Source organism: Blastococcus sp. SYSU D00813, from assembly GCF_054050735.1.
Genome location: NZ_JBJGZX010000029.1, coordinates 17198 through 34968, shown reverse-complemented (window position 1 = coordinate 34968; position 17771 = coordinate 17198). Strand labels below are relative to the sequence as shown.

The 17771-nt window shown below is 76.3% G+C and carries 17 protein-coding genes; 6 read left to right on the top strand and 11 right to left on the bottom strand.

The features are described 5' to 3' along the window. Positions 1-85 precede the first annotated feature (85 nt). The gene (locus ACI8AX_RS17665) at positions 86-847 is read left to right on the top strand and encodes an SDR family oxidoreductase (RefSeq protein ID WP_456551151.1); all 762 of its coding nucleotides are present in this window, start codon (positions 86-88) and stop codon (positions 845-847) included. A gap of 21 nt (positions 848-868) precedes the next feature. Here the strand turns inward: ACI8AX_RS17665 and ACI8AX_RS17660 are convergent, their stop codons facing one another. Together ACI8AX_RS17660 and ACI8AX_RS17655 are read right to left on the bottom strand one after the other, a co-directional pair. After that, a complete protein-coding gene (locus ACI8AX_RS17660) occupies positions 869-1738 on the bottom strand; it encodes a DUF1206 domain-containing protein (RefSeq protein ID WP_456551150.1) in 870 nt (289 codons plus the stop codon). Next, positions 1735-2571, bottom strand: a complete 837-nt coding sequence (locus ACI8AX_RS17655; protein WP_456551149.1) for a DUF1206 domain-containing protein — start codon at positions 2569-2571, stop codon at positions 1735-1737. The genes ACI8AX_RS17660 and ACI8AX_RS17655 overlap by 4 nt, the downstream gene beginning before the upstream one ends. Before the next feature lie 154 nt (positions 2572-2725). Here ACI8AX_RS17655 and ACI8AX_RS17650 point away from each other — a divergent pair, with 154 nt between their 5' ends. Further along, complete coding sequence (locus tag ACI8AX_RS17650; RefSeq protein WP_456551148.1) at positions 2726-3373, top strand: hypothetical protein; 648 nt, start codon at positions 2726-2728, stop codon at positions 3371-3373. Between the two features lie 20 nt (positions 3374-3393). Here ACI8AX_RS17650 and ACI8AX_RS17645 read toward each other — a convergent pair whose 3' ends face one another. Together ACI8AX_RS17645 and ACI8AX_RS17640 are read right to left on the bottom strand one after the other, a co-directional pair. Then, positions 3394-4452, bottom strand: a complete 1059-nt coding sequence (locus ACI8AX_RS17645; RefSeq protein WP_456551147.1) for a hypothetical protein — start codon at positions 4450-4452, stop codon at positions 3394-3396. 1 nt (position 4453) lies between these two features. Beyond that, entirely contained in the window at positions 4454-5692 is a 1239-nt protein-coding gene (locus ACI8AX_RS17640) for a hypothetical protein (RefSeq protein ID WP_456551146.1), read from the bottom strand. Between the two features lie 95 nt (positions 5693-5787). On the opposite strand from ACI8AX_RS17640, the gene ACI8AX_RS17635 reads away from it, so the two are divergent. Both ACI8AX_RS17635 and ACI8AX_RS17630 read left to right on the top strand, forming a co-directional pair. Then, positions 5788-7392: an SIR2 family protein gene (locus tag ACI8AX_RS17635; protein WP_456551145.1), complete on the top strand. Its 1605-nt coding sequence runs from the start codon at positions 5788-5790 to the stop codon at positions 7390-7392. Positions 7393-7448: 56 nt separating this feature from the next. Further along, positions 7449-7664, top strand: coding sequence for a hypothetical protein (locus ACI8AX_RS17630; protein WP_456551144.1), 216 nt, complete (start codon positions 7449-7451; stop codon positions 7662-7664). 28 nt (positions 7665-7692) lie between these two features. Here ACI8AX_RS17630 and ACI8AX_RS17625 read toward each other — a convergent pair whose 3' ends face one another. The 3 genes from ACI8AX_RS17625 to ACI8AX_RS17615 all read right to left on the bottom strand — a co-directional run bounded on the left by ACI8AX_RS17625 (position 7693) and on the right by ACI8AX_RS17615 (position 10766). Beyond that, a complete protein-coding gene (locus ACI8AX_RS17625; protein ID WP_456551143.1) occupies positions 7693-8868 on the bottom strand; it encodes a Kelch repeat-containing protein in 1176 nt (391 codons plus the stop codon). Positions 8869-8932: 64 nt separating this feature from the next. After that, a complete protein-coding gene (locus ACI8AX_RS17620) occupies positions 8933-9574 on the bottom strand; it encodes a dihydrofolate reductase family protein (protein WP_456551142.1) in 642 nt (213 codons plus the stop codon). Positions 9575-9665: 91 nt separating this feature from the next. After that, entirely contained in the window at positions 9666-10766 is a 1101-nt protein-coding gene (locus tag ACI8AX_RS17615; RefSeq protein ID WP_456551141.1) for a hypothetical protein, read from the bottom strand. A gap of 285 nt (positions 10767-11051) precedes the next feature. Here ACI8AX_RS17615 and ACI8AX_RS17610 point away from each other — a divergent pair, with 285 nt between their 5' ends. Continuing rightward, a complete protein-coding gene (locus ACI8AX_RS17610) occupies positions 11052-11570 on the top strand; it encodes a hemerythrin domain-containing protein (RefSeq protein WP_456551140.1) in 519 nt (172 codons plus the stop codon). Between the two features lie 522 nt (positions 11571-12092). On the opposite strand, the gene ACI8AX_RS17605 is transcribed toward ACI8AX_RS17610, so the two are convergent. Beyond that, the gene (locus tag ACI8AX_RS17605) at positions 12093-12326 is read right to left on the bottom strand and encodes a hypothetical protein (RefSeq protein WP_456551139.1); all 234 of its coding nucleotides are present in this window, start codon (positions 12324-12326) and stop codon (positions 12093-12095) included. A 295-nt stretch (positions 12327-12621) separates the two neighbouring features. Then, a complete protein-coding gene (locus tag ACI8AX_RS17600) occupies positions 12622-13839 on the bottom strand; it encodes a DUF222 domain-containing protein (protein WP_456551138.1) in 1218 nt (405 codons plus the stop codon). A 182-nt stretch (positions 13840-14021) separates the two neighbouring features. On the opposite strand from ACI8AX_RS17600, the gene ACI8AX_RS17595 reads away from it, so the two are divergent. Further along, the gene (locus tag ACI8AX_RS17595) at positions 14022-15251 is read left to right on the top strand and encodes a cytochrome P450 (RefSeq protein ID WP_456551137.1); all 1230 of its coding nucleotides are present in this window, start codon (positions 14022-14024) and stop codon (positions 15249-15251) included. A 9-nt stretch (positions 15252-15260) separates the two neighbouring features. On the opposite strand, the gene ACI8AX_RS17590 is transcribed toward ACI8AX_RS17595, so the two are convergent. Then, entirely contained in the window at positions 15261-16394 is a 1134-nt protein-coding gene (locus ACI8AX_RS17590; RefSeq protein WP_456551136.1) for a hypothetical protein, read from the bottom strand. 34 nt (positions 16395-16428) lie between these two features. Then, positions 16429-17592 carry a hypothetical protein gene (locus ACI8AX_RS17585; RefSeq protein WP_456551135.1) on the bottom strand — a complete coding sequence of 388 codons (1164 nt, stop codon included), beginning with the start codon at positions 17590-17592 and terminating at the stop codon, positions 16429-16431. Positions 17593-17771 lie beyond the last annotated feature (179 nt).

Genomic DNA, 17771 nt, shown 5'->3' with positions numbered 1-17771 from the left:
TCGCGAGCTCGGCGCGGGCCCCTGAAGGGCGGCCACGGCTGGGATCGCGGTGCAGATCCCCTTCTCCGACAGTCAAGGAGTCAGCATGAGCGAGTCCTCCCAGCGCGTCGCGATCGTCACCGGTGCCGCCCGCGGGATCGGGGCGGCCACCGCCGTCCGGCTGGCCGCCGACGGCTTCGCCGTCGCGGTCGTGGACCTGGACGAGTCGGCCACGAAGGCCACGGTCGAGGCGATCGAGGCCGCCGGCGGTCGCGCCCTGGGCGTCGGCGCCGACGTGTCCGACACCGACCAGGTGACCGCTGCCGTCGAGCGGATCGCCACCGAGCTGGGCCCGCCGGTGGTGCTGGTCAACAACGCCGGGGTGACCCGCGACAACCTGTTGTTCAAGATGACCGACGCCGACTGGGACCTGGTCATGGCCGTGCACCTGCGCGGGTCGTTCCTGATGACCCGCGCCGTGCAGAAGCACATGATCGACGCCAGGTGGGGCCGGATCGTCAACCTGTCGTCGACCTCGGCGCTGGGCAACCGCGGCCAGGCCAACTACGCCGCGGCCAAGGCCGGCCTGCAGGGCTTCACCAAGACGATCGCCATCGAGCTGGGCAAGTTCGGCGTCACCGCCAACTCCATCGCCCCCGGCTTCATCCAGACGGAGATGACGAAGGCGACCGCCGAGCGGATCGGCCGGGACTGGGAGGAGTACGTCGCCGAGCGGGCGGCCGCGATCCCGGTGGCCCGCGGGGGCCTGCCCGAGGACATCGCCCACGCGGTGTCGTACTTCGTCAGCGAGGGCGCGGGCTTCGTGTCCGGCCAGGTCCTCTACGTCGCCGGCGGCCCGCGGACCTGACGGAGGCCCGGCCGCGGCCCGTCAGGACGACGGGTCGCGGTCGGGGTAGCGCGCGCGGGCCAGCGCGTACAGGCCGAAGGCGGCGAAGCCCGCGGCGACCGCGCCGAGCAGCCACGGGCCGGCGCCGATCCCGGCCATCGCCGTCATCGCGCCGTCCAGGCCGGTGGCCGTCGAGACGTCCGACGACGTGGCCGCGCGCCACAGCAGGACGCCGACCAGGCCGAACGCCGCCCCCTTGGCCAGGTACCCCACCCGGCCGACCGCCTCGATGACCGGCTCCCAGCGGTCGGGGGCGGCCGGCAGGTCGATGTCGCGCATGAACCCGCCGGTCAGCCCGCGCGACAACGTGTAGAGACCGACGGCGACGACCGCGACGGCCACGGCCTCGACGGCCAGGGTCCCGCCGGGCACCTCGAGCGCCTCGTCGGTGAGCTCCTGCAGCCGCTCGTCGGCCTGGTAGCCCGCCCCCACGGCGAACAGCAGCCCGGTCACCCCGAACGCGGCGTACACGACCGCCTTGGCCAGGCACTTCGCGCAGACGAGCGCGGTGCGCCGCCGGTGCGCGGCGTCGAGCAGCCCGCGCCACCACAGCAGCACCTCGCCGCCCTGCCAGAGGGCGAGCGAGAGCAGCCCGAGCCCGATGGCCCACAGCAGCACCCGGCCGCCGGGGCCGCCGGCCACCGTCTGCAGCGCGCCGGTCTGGTCGGCGTCGGCCGCGCCGACCCCGCGGGCCATCTGCAGGGCCAGCCACGCGATGAGCAGGTGCAGCAGGCCGTAGGCGACCAGGCCCGCACGGGCAAACGCGCGCAGCCAGGGGTGGTCGGTGACCTCGCGGGCCCGCTCGACCGCGCCGGTCACGCGGTCGAGCAGGGCGCGGGGTCCGCCGCTCACGTGCGCTCGGGGTACCGGGCCCGGATCAGGCAGAAGACCCCGTAGGCCGCGATGCCGAGGGCCACCAGCGTCAGCAGGAACCGGCCGAACGGCGCGTCGAGGATCGTGCGCAGCGCGCCGTCGAGCCCGCTGGCCTTGGCCGGGTCGAAGGTGACGGCGGCGTAGACGAACAGCGCGCCCACGACCCCGAGCGCGACGCCCTTGCCGGGGAAGCCGACGAGGCCGACCTTCTCGACCAGCCGCCGGGTCCCGGGGGACGCGGAGGCGAGGTCGATCTGCTTCAGGAACGTGCGCGACAGGCCCTTGTAGACGTGGTAGGCCCCGACGCCGATGACGACGAGCCCGACCAGGCCGACGATCCAGCGGCCGGCCGGCCAGCCGAAGACGCCGGTCGTCTGCTGTTGCTGCTGCTGGGAGCTCGAACCGCCCGACCCCGTGGCGAAGCGGATCGCGAGGATCGCCAGCGCCACGTAGACCACGGCCTTGGCGACCGACTTCACGATCTTGCCCAGCGCCTTCTTGCGCGCCTCACCGCCGGCGGAGAGGCTCCACCGCCAGCGCAGCACCTCCGCCAGCTGCCAGGCGGCGAGGGCGATCAGCCCGACCGCGATGACCCACAGCAGCGGCTTGCCGACGGGGGAGTCCGCCACCGTGGCCAGGGCGCCGGACTGGTCGGCCGAGCCGCCGCCCCCACCCCAGGCGAGCTGCAGCGCCAGCCAGGCGACCAGCAGGTGGACGACCCCGTACGCGAGCAGCCCGACCCGTGCCAGGCCCTCGAGCGCGTCGCTGGAGCCCGCGCGGCCGGCCGCGCTCGTGGGTGACCCGACGCTCATCCCGTTTCCCCTGTCCTGAGGCCCCCGTGCGCAGTGAATCTGGCACAGCGCCGATCACCCCGCCCGGCGAGCGGCACCGGGTCAGCCGACCGGGTGGCGACGGACACCGGTGCCGGTCGGCGGGGAGGGTGCGCCGGTGAGGGACACTGGCGGGGTGGCGAGCACGACGGTGATGACGGCGGCGCAGGCGGACCCGGAGGTCGCCCGGCGGGCCTGGCCGCGCTGGCTGGCCCTGGGGGCGGCGCTCGTGCTGGTCGCGGTGGTCGCCGCCGTCTGGACCGCGAGCGGCGCCCGGCTGCTGCTGGCCGCGCTCGGGCTGTTCGGCGCCGTCCGCGGGGCGGTCCTGGTCGCCGGCGCCGGGCGGTCGGGGCTGGACCGGCGGGTGCGCGGGCTGGGGGTGGGCACCGCCCTCGCGGGCGTGGCCGCCCTCGCCGTCGCCGCCGTGCCCGGCGCCCTGGCCGGGTGGGTCCTGCTCGTCGGCGCCCCGCTCGGGCTGCTGGCGGCGTCGGTGCTGCTGCTGTCCCGCGGCGGGGTCGCCCGGCGTGGCGGGCTGGTGGCCCTGGTGTGGTCGGTGCTCGTGACCGCCCTGCTGGTGGGGGCCGGCCTGGCGACCGACTGGGAGCGCGCCCGCAACGGCGCCACGCTGGTGGCGGCCCTGGGCACCGCCGTGCTCGGCCTGGTCCTGGTCACCGGCTCGGCCGGGCTGCGTGCCGCGGCCGCCCGCCCCACCCCGCCGAAGGCCGCCGGGTGCGCCGGCTGCGCCTGCTCCGGCGGCGGCTGCGGGATCCCGCGCGCCGACTGAGCCGGCCGGGTCGGTCCCGGTCAGGCCGGGACCACCCACAGGCCGGCGCCCTCGCAGTTGGCCACGACCACCAGCGAGCCGTCCGGCGCCACGCCGATCCCCGAGGCGGCCCCGCTGCCGGTGCACAGGTCGACCCGGGCGCCGACCGTGCCGGCCACCGGGTCCAGGCGGGTGAGGGTCAGCCCGCGGTCGACGGCCACGAGCTCGTCGCCCACGACCGCCAGCTGCGTCACCTCGCCGAGCCCGGCGGGGATCCCGGCGGCCCCACCGGCCGGGTCCACGGCCAGCACGCCGGACGCCTCCGCGAGCGCGGCGTACGCGGTGCCGTCCTCGGCCACGGCGAGCGCGGTCACCCGACCGCCCTCGAGGGCCACCGGGTCGCCTCCCGGCGTCAGCCCGGCGTCGAGCACCGCGACGACCGGCGTCCACTCGCCGCCGGCGCGCACGGCCAGGCCGAGGGCGATCCGCGAGCCGTCGGGGCTCACCGCCAGCGCGTGCAGGTTCGCCCGCTCCCCGGGCACCGCCGACAGGTCGACCTCCGCCGAGGCCCTCACCTCGCCGGTGGCCGAGTCGACCAGCAGGACCAGTGGGGTCCCGCCGGGCCGGTCGGCGGCGACCACGACGGTGCCGTCGGGCAGTGCCGCGGCCTCGACCTCGCCGGCCTCCTCGACGCCGGCGACCGGGCGGGTCTCCTCGATCGCGCCGGTCGCGGGGTCGACGACGAGCACGGCGTAGCCGCCGTCGGCGGACGTGCCCACCACGAGCACCTCGTCGCCGGACGCGAGCACGGCGTCCGGCCCGACGTCGTCCAGCGCGACGCTCCCACCCGGCGCCGCCGTGCCGCCGCCGGGCAGGTCCACGACCGTCACGCCGGAGCGGCCCGCCGGCCCCACGGTCGTGACCAGGGCGGTGCCCTCGGCGGTGACCGTCAGCCCGCTCACCAGGTCGGCGTCGGACGCGCCGGCGGCGAGGGCCACGGTCCGCTCGAGGGGCGGGCTGCCGGTGTCGCCCTCGGCGGGGGCGCAGGCGGCCAGCCCGAGGCCGGCCAGGGCGGCGAGGGGGAGCAGGTGGGCGCGCACCTCAGCCCACCGCCCAGACGACCGCGTCGTCGCGGCACACGCCGCTGACCCACACGGTGCCGTCGTCGGCGACCGCGACGTCGTCCGGCCGGCCGTGGCGGCACAGCTCCACGCTCTCGGTCGTCCCCGCACCCAGGTCGGCCACGACCAGGACCGCGTACCTGGTGTCGCTGTCCCGCAGGGCCAGGTAGGCGGTCGTGCCCGTGGGGTCGACCGCCAGGGCGGCCGGCCCGAGGGCCTCCTCCGGCAGCTCGGCCACCGTGGTGACGACGTCGCCCGCCACGGTCACCAGCCGCAGGCCGCCGAGGGCGACCACACCGGTCCCGACGACCGCCACCGCGGTGCCGTCGTCCACGACGGCGAGCGAGTACGTCGTGCTGTGCTCCTCCTCGTCCGGCGCGAGCACCAGCTCCGCGCCGGCCGGGGCCAGCGCGGCGTCCCACCGGGTGAGCACGGCCGTCGTGTCGATCCCGCCCTCGGGCACCGAGACGTCGACCGCGGTCACCAGGCCCCCGCCGGGGACGGCCGCCACCGCGCGGGGGTGCACGACCCGCCCGGCCGGGGCGGGGACCTCCGCCTGGGCGAGGACCGCGCCGTTCCCGGGGTCGACCGCCAGCACGACCGAGCGGTGGTCGGGGGCCTGGACCAGCAGGTACAGCACCGAGCCGTCCGGGGCGAGGTCGGCGGTCACCTCGTCGGGGTCGGCTGCGGCGAGCACCGGGGCGTCGACGAGGACCGCGGCGCCGGCCCCGCGGTCCAGCCGCTGGAAGCCGAACCGCACGGCGTCGCCGGGCTCGCCGACCCAGCCGACGACCACGGCGACGTCCCCGCCGGTGTCGACCAGGACCGGGTCGTCGACCGCCGGCAGCTGGTCCTCGGAGATCACCCCGGGTGCGTCGGCGCCGCCGTCCGGGCCCTCGGGGGTGATCAGGCCGAGCGCCACCAGGGTCGACAGGTCGCCGCCCTCGGCCGACAGCTGCCGCAGGAACGCCAGCACGTCGCCGCCGGGGTCGGGTGCGAGCAACGCGGACCCGTCGTCCTCCGCCGGCTCTCCGGGGAGGGCGACGGCCCCCAGGACCCCGACGCCGCCGGAGGTGACCGACGGGTCGCCCCCCGGGGAGGCGATCGCCGTCCCGGGAGCGGCAGCGGGTGCGGCGGTGCCGCCGGTGGTGGTGCTGCACGCACCGAGCAGCAGCGCGGCGGTGCAGGCACCGGCGACGGACAGGGCGCGGGCTCTCATGGGGTCACCCTCGGCCGCGGTACTTGGACGGCGCTGGCGGCGTACTTGCGACCGGACCCGTTCCGGCTACCGGCCGCCGGGGTAGTCCAGCCGTCGTGGGGGGACACGTCTTCGTGGTCGGCGCCGACCTGACCCGGCTGTCCTGCGACGACGTCCTCGTGCCGACCGGGCGCACCCTGCGGATCGCGCCGAGCTGGCGGTCGCTGGTGCCCGCGGAGCTGGTGACCGCCGAGGACCGCCAGGGCGCCTGCCTCGGGCTCGCGTGGGCGGGCGACGAGCGGGTCCTCCGGGTGGACGGCGACCCGTGCGTGTGGCTCGTGGACACGGTCGACGACGAGGGCCGGGGGCTGCCCTGGCTGCTGGACGGCGCCCGCCAGGCCCTCGCCGCCGTCGCCGCCCGGCGGGTGGACCGGCCGCGGCACGGGCGGGCCCGGCGGCTGGTCGGGCTGCCCGCGCTCGGCACCGGGTGGGGCGGCGCCGCCGGCACGCGAGGGGAGCTGCTGCGGCAGCTGCTGCCGGTGCTGCGCGAGGCGGCCGCCGAGCACGGCTTCGACGTGGCCCTGGTCCTGCGCAGCCCCAGCGACCTGGCCGCCGCCCAGCGGGTCCGGCGCGCGCAGGACGGCGGCTGGGACCTCCCCGGGCCGTTGACCGGCGTCGCCGAGGAGCTCGGCCGGATGGCCCGGCGCGGTCAGCTGGCCGTGTTCGTCGGCGCCGGGGTGAGCGCGGCGGCTGGGCTGCCCACCTGGGAGCAGCTGCTCGACGAGCTCGCCGCCCGCTCCGGCCTGGACGACGAGCTGCGGGCAGGCCTGTCGCGGCTGCCGGCGCAGGACGCGGCGGCGCTGCTGGCGCGCGAGCTCGGCCGCGACCAGCTGGAGGCGTTCGTCAAGGAGCGGTTCGGTCCCGGCCGGTACGCGCTGGCGCACGCCCTGGTCGCCGACCTGCCGGTGCAGGAGTTCGTGACCACCAACTACGACCCGCTGGTGGAGCTGGCCGCCGGCGACGTGGGCCGCGCGCTGACGGTGCTGCCGTTCGAGGAGCCCACGCCCGGCGCGCCGTGGCTGCTCAAGCTGCACGGGGACGCCGCGCACCCGGAGAGCGTCGTGCTGACCCGCGAGGAGTACCTGGAGTTCGGCGACACCCGCGCCGCGCTGGCCGGCGTGCTGCACTCGCTGCTGCTCACCCGGCACGTGCTCTTCGTCGGCACGTCGATGCTCGACGACGACCTGATCCGGATCGCCCACCAGGTGCGCCGGGCCGTGCAGGTGCCGGGGGCGCCGTCCCGCCGCCGGGCCGGGACGGTGCTGGCCCTGCGCGAGGACCCGGCCCGCAGCCGGCTGTGGGCACGCGACGTCACGACCGTGGCGATGTCGCGCGCCGACACCTCGCCGGCCGAGGCCGCCCGCCGGCTCGAGGTGCTGCTGGACCTGATCGGCTGCCTGTCGACCCCGCCCACCGGCTACCTGCTCGACCCCTCCTACCGCGGGCTGCTCGACGAGCAGGAGCGGGAGCTGGCCGAGGCGCTGCAGGGGGTCGCGGCCGCGCTGCCGGCCGCGGGGGAGCGGACGTCGGCGGCCGAGGAGGTCGCCGCGCTGCTGCGCCGGCTCGGCCACGGCGGCTCGACGGGCACCGACGAGGGACCGCCGAGCGACGAGTCGACCCAGCCGCGCGACGACCGGCCGCAGGAGCAGCGCCCCGGCTGACCTCGCCGGCGGTCCGGCCCTGCATCCGCCGGGTGGACCGGGACGGAAGCGGGTGCGTGGCGCCCGACCCGCGACCGGGCCTCCGGCTGTCGGAGGCCGAGCGCGTCTACCTGTGCCGGCGCCTGCGCCGGCTCGACGGCCTGGTGGTCCGGCTGGAGCAGCAGGCGGCGGCGCAGACCGGCTGTGCGGCGGAGGCGTTGCTGGCCCGTGCCGCGAAGCACCGCGAGCGCGGGGCCCGCATCCGCGGGCACCTGCGTGCCCTGGGGTCGTAGGGCCGCCGCACCTGCGGGTCGTGCCACCTCAGGGTCCGGGGGCGGTCCACAGCCAGGCCTCGCCGACCAGGGCGCCGCCGTCCTCCCGGCGACCTCCGAAGGCGAAGAGGTCGCGGCCCAGGGCGGTGGTGGAGCCGGCGGTCACCTCCCCGCTGCCGGGGATGGGCGGGACGGTCACGAAGGTGCCCGTGCCGCCGTCGAGGACGACGACGTCCAGCACGGCGGACCCGTGGTCCGCGCTGTACAGGTACGGGACGTCGTAGGTGGCTCGCTCGCGGCCGATCGCGCCGCCGACGCCGTACGCCACGCCGCCGTGGTCGGGCAGCGCGGACCACGTCCACGACCCGGGGTCCAGCAGCCAGGCCGAGGTGGTGTCGGCGAAGTGCCCGGCCAGCAGCGGGCCGTCGTCGGTCGGGAACAGCTGGAACGCCTGGCCCGGCCCGTCCGGCAGCGCGGTCCAGGTGCCGGTCGCGGGGTCGAACCGGGCGAGCAGCTCGCGGGGTCCCTCGCCCGGGTCGAGGACCGCGGAGCCGGCGAGGACCAGCTGGTCACCCACCGGCACGGCGAAGCGGTCGGAGACGGGCGGCAGCGGGTCCGCGGGCAGCTCGGTCCAGGTCGAACGCCCGGGGTCGAACAGCAGGTCGGGGACCCGGCCCAGCGCCGTGCCGTCGGTGTACACGACGAGCGAGCTGCCGAGCGCGGTGACGCGGAGGGAGCGCTGCGGCCCGGGGACCGTGCCGTGGTCGGTCCACCGGTCGCCGGCCGGGTCGTAGCCGAGGAGCCTGGCCGGGGCGTCGCAGGCCGGTCCCGTCGCGCAGCCGGTGAGCAGGTAGGCGGTGCCGCCGAGCCCGGCGGTGGCGGTGCCGCCCGCCTCGCGCACGCCGAAGGGAGGCGGCGCGACGGTGCGCCAGGAGTCGGAGGTCGGGTCGTAGAGCGCGCCGTCGGCGAGCAGCGGGTCGTCCGGGAGGTCGCAGTCCGTGCTCGGCCCGCACGCGGACGTCCACCCGCCGACGACGAGCACGCGGTCGTCCAGCCCGACGAGGACGGCGTCCGTGCGCGGGCTCAGCGGGCCGTCGGGCAGCCGCCGCCACCCCTCGGCGGCACCCTCCGGTGCCGGCTCGGCGTCGGCCCGCTCCGAGCAGCCCGTCGCGCCCGCCGCGAGGAGGACGCCGGCGAGCACCGCGGCGGGGAGTCTCGGGGCCATGCCCCTCAGACGCCCACCGGCACCCGCGGGTTCCGCCGGAGGTGTGTCTGCTCGCCCGGCGCCGTCAGGACCGGGTGAAGGTGAGGTGGGTGACGCCGCTGGGCGTCGAGACCGCCTCGACGTCGTAGCCCGCCTCCAGCGCCTCCAGGCCGTCCCACAGCCGCACGCCGCGCCCGAGCACGATCGGCACCTGGACCAGGTGGATGTGGTCGACGAGCCCCGCCGCGATGAAGTCGCGGGCGACGGTCGGGCCGCCGCCGATGCGCACGTCCCGGCCGGCGGCCGCCTCGCGGGCCACGTCGAGGGCCTCGGCCGGCGGGGCGTCGAGGAAGTGGAAGGTCGTCCCGCCGGCCATCTCGATGGGTGGCCGCGGCCGGTGGGTGAGCACGAAGGTCGGCGTGTGGAAGGGCGGGTTCTCGCCCCACCAGCCCGTCCAGTCGGCGTCGTCCTGCCAGCCCGGCGGGCCGAACTTGTTCGCGCCCATGATCTCGGCGCCGATCCCCGGCTCGTGCTGCTGCGCGAAGGCGTGGTCGGCGCCGGCGCTGCCGCCTTCGCGGCCCACGATCGGGGCGCCGAAGCGGGTGGCGATCATCCACTCGTGCAGCCGGTGGCCGGCGTGGCCGAAGGGGGCCTCGGCCGACTGCCCCTCCCCGGTGGCGAACCCGTCCAGCGAGATGGACAGGTTGTGGATGCGTGTCCGTGTCATCGATGCGCTCCGTCTGCTCGGTCGGCTGCGGTGGAGACCTCCGCCGGCCCCGGGACTTATCGGTCCCGTGGCGGCTCGCCCCGTGCGGTGCTCAGGTCGACCGGATGTAGCACCGGGCGGTGCCGTCCGGCTCCCTCGGCTGCTGCAGGCACCCCGCGACGACGGTCGCGCTCACGTCGAAGGTCAGTCCCGGGACCGCGTCGGTGGGGTCCTGGGAGAAGACGTCGGCGGGCACCTGGAGCGTCTCCACGCTGAGCGGTGCGTCCGGGGCGGCGAAGACCCGGCGGATCGACCCGTCGCTCTCCAGGACGTACCGCTGGTCACCGTGGCCCGGGGCGACGGGCTCGGGCGGCACCGTGATGGTGCGGGCCTCCGTGTAGGGCGCCACGTCCACCCAGCCCGAGGCGGGGGACCAGGCCAGGCTCGCGGTGTCGGGCTGACCGGTGCGGATGGCGCCCCCGACGCACTCGGTCTGGGAGAGCTGGTACATCGGAACGGTCCGCCGGGTGCCCGGGACCGGCGTCCAGCGCTCGTCGCCGAAGCGTTCGACCTCGACCTCGTACGGGTCGTCGAACTGTTCCTCGCCACCGCCTCCGGAGACCCCGAGCAGCCCGCTCAGCGAGGGGAGCGCGTACAGCCCGTCGTCCAGCAGGCAGAACACCCCGTCGGGCCATGGGGGTTCGGCGACGGTCTCCCCGCTCCGCGGGTCGTAGGCGATCGGGCCCGAGGTCGTGGAGACCCAGACGAGGTCGTCCTGGACGCCGAGCAGCCGTGACCCGTCACTGCGCTCGGGAGCTCCCGGTTCGAGGGAGAGCTCCGCCTCGGCGACGGGCGAACCCCCGCCGTCCAGGACGAGGACCTCCGTGGCCGTCTCCGCGCACGCGTCGTCCGCGCAGTCGACGCGGGCCACGACGACGCCGTCCCGGTAGGGCGCCATGTCGTGCGTCTGCCCGGGCAGCTCGGCCACCTCGGTCGAGCGACCGGTGACGTCGACCCGGGAGAGGAGGGCGCCGTCCTCCACCCCCGTCAGCACCCACGCCTGGCCGTCGCCCGCGACGACCTGGATCGGCCACTCGACCGTGAAGGTCCCCTCGCCGTCGACCGGTGCGTCCCGGGGAGGATCCCCGGCGTCACTCCCTCCCTCGGCGCAGGCCGACGCCAGGACGAGCACGCAGGCGGAGGACGTCAGCACGAAGCGACGGGCACGCCGACGAGACATCGGACCTCCGCGGTTCTCGAACCGAGGGAGTCCTATCGCACCCCACCCCCGTCGTCACGCGGAGGAGCGGGAGAGATCGGCCCGGCGCACGGCGCGGAGGCGCTGCTCGGAGCGGCAGGCACGCGTCCGGCGGCCACCGTGCGGCACCCGGCCCGCCGCCGAGGGCCACTCGGTCGTCGGCCCCGCCGACCGGCTGCCGGTTCCGGCGAGCCCCTCCTCCCGCGCCTAGCGTGCGGTCGACGCGGGTAGGCGGTCCCGGTGTCCGACTTCGAGATCACTGGGCTGGTGCTGGCCGAGCACGAGATCTTCCGGCGGGAGTTCGCCGCGCTCGAGGACCTGCCCGTCCACGAGCTCCCGGCCGCGTGGGAGGCGCTGCACACGAGGCTCGAGGTGCACGCCGTGGGGGAGGAGCAGTTGTTCTACCCGCTGCTCGCCCAGGAGGCGGACGGCCGCGAGGAGACGGCGGAGGGCGTGCACGACCACAACGAGATCCGGCACGCCGCGGCTGCCGTCGGCGAGCAGGAGGTCGGCAGCGACGGGTGGTGGGAGGCGGTGCGCACCACACGGCAGATCAACGCCGACCACATGGCCGAGGAGGAGACGGACTTCTTCCCGCCCTTCAAGGAAGCCGTCGACGACGAACAGCGCGAGGCCCTCGGGATGCGCTGGCTGGCCTTCCACGACGAGCACGAGCGGGCCGAGGGGCTCTCCGGCGAGGACGCGGAGGTGGCCGAGGTGGTGGCGACCGAGGTGCCGGAGGGCGACCCGTCCGTGTAGGACGTCGCCCGCACATTCCCCTTCGCGAGTCCGGGAGCGGCGGCGCGGATCCTATGGAGGAGCGGGCGAGAGGCCTTCGACTCTGGAGGCGGGAGGTCCCAAGACGTAACGTCCCTCATGGCCAAGAAGCCTGTGGTGTGCCGACTCGGGGTCCATTCTTACGTCTACGCGCATCCTCGCGACGAGCACCAGGGGCCGGATCAACATCGCGATGAGGTGTGCCGGCGCTGCGGAAAGGGACGCGACGACCACATCCTCGCCCTTCCGCGAAACCCTCCGCCAGGCCTCGGGCCGACCATCTTCGGCTGATCGTGCTGAGGCTCTCAGCAGCAATGACCCCGGCCGTCGTGGCGAACTGGCGGAGTGCCGCCACGGGGAGAGCGATGACCTGGTTGGGCAAGAGGTCTCGCTGATCCGTCTTCCAGGAACGCACCGGCCGGTCTGACGTCACCGATCCGTCGGTCGGCGGATGTGTCCCCGAGCGGCCCACTATGGGACACCTCGTCGGTGGGTAGCAGCCGGTCAGGTGCGCCCGACCAGATGATGACCTTCAGCCGAGACGCCTGACCCGGTCGGCGGGACAGGCGCGTCCGGGCCGTAGCCGTGTGCAACAACGAAGGCAGCGATCGACCCGTACTTCTCACGGATCACCGCCGTCTCGGCGACACGGTCGTGCGTCTGCACGAAAAAGCGGCCCGGCTTCGTAGCTCCGCCGCATCCACAGAAACAAGAACCGGTGGGCGTCAGGTCGGTCATAGCCAGACGCTCTCACGCAAGCGGCCAGTCCCTGCCGCCGCCGTCTGCGGACCTGGTTTGCGGACAAGGCCGGGGCTACTTCGTCGGCGCTCATCAAGCGCGGGAACCAGAAGGAGCCTGCTACAGGAGCAGCAGTCCCCGACGGGAATCCCTACTGGTTGACGGCGGACGAGGACTCCGATCTGTCCCTGAAGCCGCCCCCAGGGCGACTGCTGACGGCTGACGCCCAGGTCAGCCCGGGCACGGCTGTACCCCCGCGGCCGGGTCGGTCGTGGGGTGGGCAGGCCTGTGCAGGTCAGGTCCGCAGTGGTGGGTGGATGAGGATCTGGGTGCCGTCGGGGCGGTAGGTGCGCCAGCGGTGTCCGGGTGGTGCGGTGTCGTCGTGTTCGACGCGGAAGCCGTGGTGGACCTTGGTGTGGTGGCGTTCGCACAGCAGGGCGGAGTTGTCCAGGGAGGTCGCTCCCCCCAGGGCCCAGTGCAGCCGGTGGTGGACGTCGCAGTACCAGGCCGGTGCTTCGCAGCCGGCGAACACGCAGTGCCGGTCACGCAGCTCGACGGCTCTGCGGATGTGGGCCGGGACGGTGCGTTGGGTGCGGCCCACATCAAGGGGGAGGCCGTCGGGGTCGAGCACGATGCGGGTGACGCCGGCGTCGCAGGCGAGCCAGCGGGCGGCGGCGGCGGAGATCGTGGCGCCCAGGCCGGTGCCGGCGGCGGCCGGCCCGGTGCCGGGGTCGAGCAGGTCGCTCAGCGGCAGGGTGACGATGACGTGCGGCTTGACGGTGCGCAGCACCGGCAGCTCACCGCAGGCCAGCGCGTTGTCGGCCAGCTGGACCAGGGCGTCGCCGGTGCGCTGGGCGCGGGTACGGGTGTCCCCGGCGCAGCGGGACGCGGCCTGAATCGATTCCAGGGCGGTGGCGACCTTCTGCCCGCCCACCGGGTCGAGGGTGCCGCCGAGGGTCCAGCCGCCGTCGGGCTGGGGCACCAGCCACACCGACCGCTCCACGGTCGGGTCCGGTTCGGGTCCGTCGGGATCGAGTCTGGCCAGGTAGTGCCCGACCGCGGACTGCAGATCGGCGTGCCTGCCGTGGGTGGCCACCACCATCAGCGCGGCCTCGACTTCGGCCAGGTCGATGCCCTGCCGCTCGGCCGCGTCGATATTGACCGGCTTGGCGATCTGGGCGATCACCTCCACCTGGTCGGCGCCGAGCTCCCCGGCGGCGAACGCCGCGGCCGCCTCGGGCAGGTGTTCCAGCGCTCGGCCGTGGCCGACCAGCCGCGACGCCAGGGAGCCGGAGACCCGCGCGTGCCCGCGCAGCCACGACTGCGGGGTCCGGGCGCCGTCGTGCTCGACGGCGGCGCGGACGTCGACGCGGCGGGTCACCCGGGTGGCGTGGGCAGCCAGCCGGTTGGTCGCGACGATGATCTCGTGCAGGTGGCCCAGCAGGTCGCCGTCGGGCAGCCCGTCCAGGTCCAGGCTGGCAAGGGCGTCCAGCGCCGACTGCAGCTCGCCCACGACCCCTCCTGACCGCTTCGAATGTGTGTTCGATCTTACTGGCTCGAGGAGGGCGGTGCAGCCTGAATCCCCAGGTCAACGGCCTGTCCACAGACATCCGCAGGCCCTTGACAGGCGTCTGCGCAAGCCGTCCACAGGTACCCGTCCGTGTCAGAGCGCGACGCCCTGGGCAGCAGGACACCATGCGTCTCGAGAACTCCCCGCTGCTCTTCGCCAAGGGGTACGGCTGGCTGCCCGACGCCCGCCGTGCCCGCGGCCGGCGCACGGTCGCCGTCCGCCTCGGCGGGCTGCCGGCCACCGGCATCGTGGGGCCCGACGCCGGGCGCTTCCTCTACGACGAGCAGCACGTGCACCGCTCGCACGCCATCCCCGAGCCGGTCCAGGGCACGCTCTTCGGCAAGGGCGCCGTCCACACCCTCGACGGCGACATGCACCGCATGCGCAAGGCCATGTTCGTCGCGCTGCTGATGGGCGACGGGCCGTCGGGCGACAGGATCGCCCCGCTGGTCGAGCGCACGACGCAGGCCTGGGACGACGCCGCCGCCGGCTGGGCCGGCCGCGAGATCGTGCTCTTCGACGAGGCCGCGCAGGTCCTGGCCGGGTCCGTCACCCGCTGGGCCGGCGTCCCGGTGACCGACGACGAGGTGCCGGCGCTCGCCCGCGACCTGGTGGCGATGGTCGACGGCTTCGCCACCGGCGGCCCGCGGCACTGGCGGGCCCGCCGCGCACGCGGCCGGCGCGAGGCCTGGCTGGCCACCCTGGTGGACGACGTCCGCGCCGGCCGGCGCGAGGTGCCCACCGGGTCGGTGGTCGACGTGGTCGTCCACCACCGCGACGCCGACGGCGAGCACCTCGACCCGCACGTGGCCGCCGTCGAGCTGCTCAACGTCATCCGCCCCACGACGGCCATCACCTGGTTCACGGCCTTCTCCGGCCACGCGCTGGCCCGCTGGCCGCAGCACCGGGAGCGCCTCGCCGGTGGCGACCCCGCGTTCGCCGAGGCGTGGGCGCACGAGGTCCGCCGCTTCTACCCGTTCGCGCCGTTCATCGGCGGCCGCGCGCCGCAGGCCCTGGAGTGGGACGGCGAGCGGATCCCGCGCAACTCGATGGTGCTGCTCGACCTGTGGGGCACCAACCACGACCCCGAGCTGTGGCCGGAGCCCTACGCGTTCCGTCCCGAGCGCTTCCTCGACCGCGGGATCGACGCCTTCGAGCTGGTGCCCCAGGGCGGCGGCGAACCGCGCACCAACCACCGCTGCCCGGGCGAGCAGGTCACCGTCGCCCTGCTCTCGGCGCTCGCCGTCCGCCTGGCCCGGCTGGACGCCCAGATCCCCGAGCAGGACCTCACGATCTCGCTGCGGCGGATCCCGGCCCGGCCCGCCAGCGGCGTGGTGCTGCGCGTGGCGGGCTGAGCGGCCGGCTCACCGCTCGGAGTCGTCCGCCGCCGGCGGCGGGTCGGCGTCGATCCGGACGAGCCCGTCGTCGCAGGAGGTGGCGACCCACACGCCGCCGTCGTCAGCGGGGACGAGCTGGGCCGGGCCGTCCACCCCGCACAGCTCCACGGAGCTGGTGGCCTCGCCGGAGCCGAGGTCGATGCGGGTGACGCGGAGCGGGTCGTCGGTGTGGGCGACCCAGGCGACGCCGTCGCGGACGACGAGGGTGTAGGTGGCGTCGCGCAGCTCGGCGACGGTCTCCGCCTCCTCCGCACCCGGCGCGACCTCGACCAGCACGGGCTCCCCGTCCAGCCGGACGAAGGCGTGGGCGGTCCCGTCCCCGGCGACGGAGACCGCGGGCTCGGTGCCCCAGTCGGAGTCCGGCGCCGGGACGAACGGTGCGGTGACGGGAGCCAGCCGCCCGTCGACGACGGTGAGGACGCCGGTCGTCGTGCTGTCCTCGTGGTCGTAGACGGTCGCGGTCACCGCGTAGGAGGCGCCGTCGGGGCTGACGGCGATGCCCTTCACGTCCACCGACTGCGACCAGTCGGCCAGCCGCTCGGGGTCCACCAGGCCGTTCAGGTCGAGGACCGCCGAGGCGGTGACGGCCCCGGTGGCGGGGTCGACCAGCAGCAGCTCGGGCGCGGCCTGCGACCGCGACACCGCGACCAGCAGCTGCCCGTCGGGGGTGGCGACCGCCTGCGTCGTGACGTCGGCGCGGTCGGGGAAGGGGACCACCGGCCGGTCGCCGAGCGGCTCCCCGGTCACGGGGTCGGCGACGTGCAGCACGAACCCGTCGTCGGTGAGCTCGCCGAAGACCAGCTCGCCCTCCCGCACGAGGGTCACGTACGGCGAGTCGGGGAGGGGCACCTCCGTCGTCGACACGACGGCGTCACCGGCGACGAGGGTGACGGTCGCGCCGGCGGCGCCGGACCGCACGACGACCAGCCGGCCGTCCGGGTCGGTGCCGGCGATCTCGGCGTCGCCGGTGACGCCCAGGTCACCGCCCGCGGGCAGGTCGACCGTGGCGGTGACGGCGAAGGCGCGGGCGTCGTCGCCGCACGCGGACAGCCCGAGGGCCGCGACGGCGAGCAGCGGGAGCAGGAAGGGGCGGGTGCGCATGTCGTCCTCGGGTCGATGGGGGTGTTCTGCGTGCTCAGCGGGGGGCGAGCACGAACAGGCGGGCCTCGAAGCCGCACTCGGACACGGCGACGACGTCCCCGTCCGGCTCGACCGCCAGCGCGCCGGCCTGCCCGTCGCACAGCCCCCGCGGGGCGCTCGCCGTGCCGTCGGCGAGGTCGACGCGGGTCAGCGAGGCGTCGTCGCCGTCCCCGGGGACCGCGTGCAGCACCCACGCCGCGCCGTCGGCGACGACGAGGTCGGCGGCCTGACCGCCGAGCAGGTCCTCCTCGGCGTCCCCGAGCACCTCGACCCGGGTGGCACCCGGCGCCGCGGCGAGCAGCTGCGAGGAGAGGTCGGAGCCGAGTGCCGCGACGGCGTAGGCGGTGCCCCCGGCGTCCACCGCGACCGCCTCCACCTGCCCCGACGACCCCGCCGTCAGGTCCAGGGCCGGCCCGTCGGGACGCAGCCCGGCGTCGACCGTGGCCAGCACGGCACGGAAGCCGCCGCCTCCCCAGTCGCGCGAGTGGGCCAGCACGCCGACCGCGATCCGCGTGCCGTCGGGTGAGGCCGCGACGTCGACGACGTCCACCACGCCCGCCCCGGCGACGGTGTCCCCGAGGTCCAGCTCCGCCTGCGCGACGACGGTCGCGGTGACCGGCTCGACCAGCGCCAGCAGCGGGACCGTGTCGCCGACCCGGTCCAGCGCGAGGACCACCCGGCCGTCGGGCAGCACGGTCGCCGAGCTCAGGCCCGCCTCGACGTGGCCGGCCGGCACCGGGGTGAGCACGGGGACCGCCGCGCCGGTGGTCCCGGCCGCGACGTCGACCGGCACCAGGACGACGGAGCCCCCCGCCCCCTCCGGCCCGTCCGCCCAGCCGACCGCCACGGCCCCGGCCGGGGTGGGGACGACGGCGAACAGGTCGGTCACCCCCGGCACCCCGAGCGCGCCGAGCACCGTGCCGTCGGCCGACACGGCGGCCACGCCGGCGGCCTCCGGGCCGCCCAGCAGCACGGTGCGGGTGCCGTCCGCCGCCACGGTGACCGAGGTGGGCCGGTACAGGTCCCCGGCCGGCGGAGCGCCGGGGACGGTGACGACGACGTCGGCCATCAGGTCCACGCCCGGCTCCCCGGGGTCGCACGCCGTCAGCCCGAGGGCGGCGGCGGCGAGCAGGGGGAGCAGGAGCGGGCGGGTGCGCATCGGGGTTCCTCGGGTCGGTCGGGTGGGGCGTGCCCACCGTGGGCCAGGGCACTTGCAGGGGGCTGGGGCGCGCCTTGGATGAGCACGGGGTCGGGGGCCGGTCACCGAGCGCGAGCGCGCCCGGGTGCGTCGCCGGCCGGGTTGGACGTGCGCGGGGCCGTGGGGGACCGTGGGCGGGC

Coding starts and splice junctions, on each gene's coding strand:
- ACI8AX_RS17665 (WP_456551151.1), top strand. CDS start 86: ATGAGCGAGTCCTCCCAGCGCGTCGCGATCGTCACCGGTGCCGCCCGC.
- ACI8AX_RS17655 (WP_456551149.1), bottom strand. CDS start 2,571: ATGAGCGTCGGGTCACCCACGAGCGCGGCCGGCCGCGCGGGCTCCAGC.
- ACI8AX_RS17640 (WP_456551146.1), bottom strand. CDS start 5,692: ATGAGAGCCCGCGCCCTGTCCGTCGCCGGTGCCTGCACCGCCGCGCTG.
- ACI8AX_RS17625 (WP_456551143.1), bottom strand. CDS start 8,868: ATGGCCCCGAGACTCCCCGCCGCGGTGCTCGCCGGCGTCCTCCTCGCG.
- ACI8AX_RS17620 (WP_456551142.1), bottom strand. CDS start 9,574: ATGACACGGACACGCATCCACAACCTGTCCATCTCGCTGGACGGGTTC.
- ACI8AX_RS17605 (WP_456551139.1), bottom strand. CDS start 12,326: ATGACCGACCTGACGCCCACCGGTTCTTGTTTCTGTGGATGCGGCGGA.
- ACI8AX_RS17595 (WP_456551137.1), top strand. CDS start 14,022: ATGCGTCTCGAGAACTCCCCGCTGCTCTTCGCCAAGGGGTACGGCTGG.
- ACI8AX_RS17590 (WP_456551136.1), bottom strand. CDS start 16,394: ATGCGCACCCGCCCCTTCCTGCTCCCGCTGCTCGCCGTCGCGGCCCTC.
- ACI8AX_RS17585 (WP_456551135.1), bottom strand. CDS start 17,592: ATGCGCACCCGCCCGCTCCTGCTCCCCCTGCTCGCCGCCGCCGCCCTC.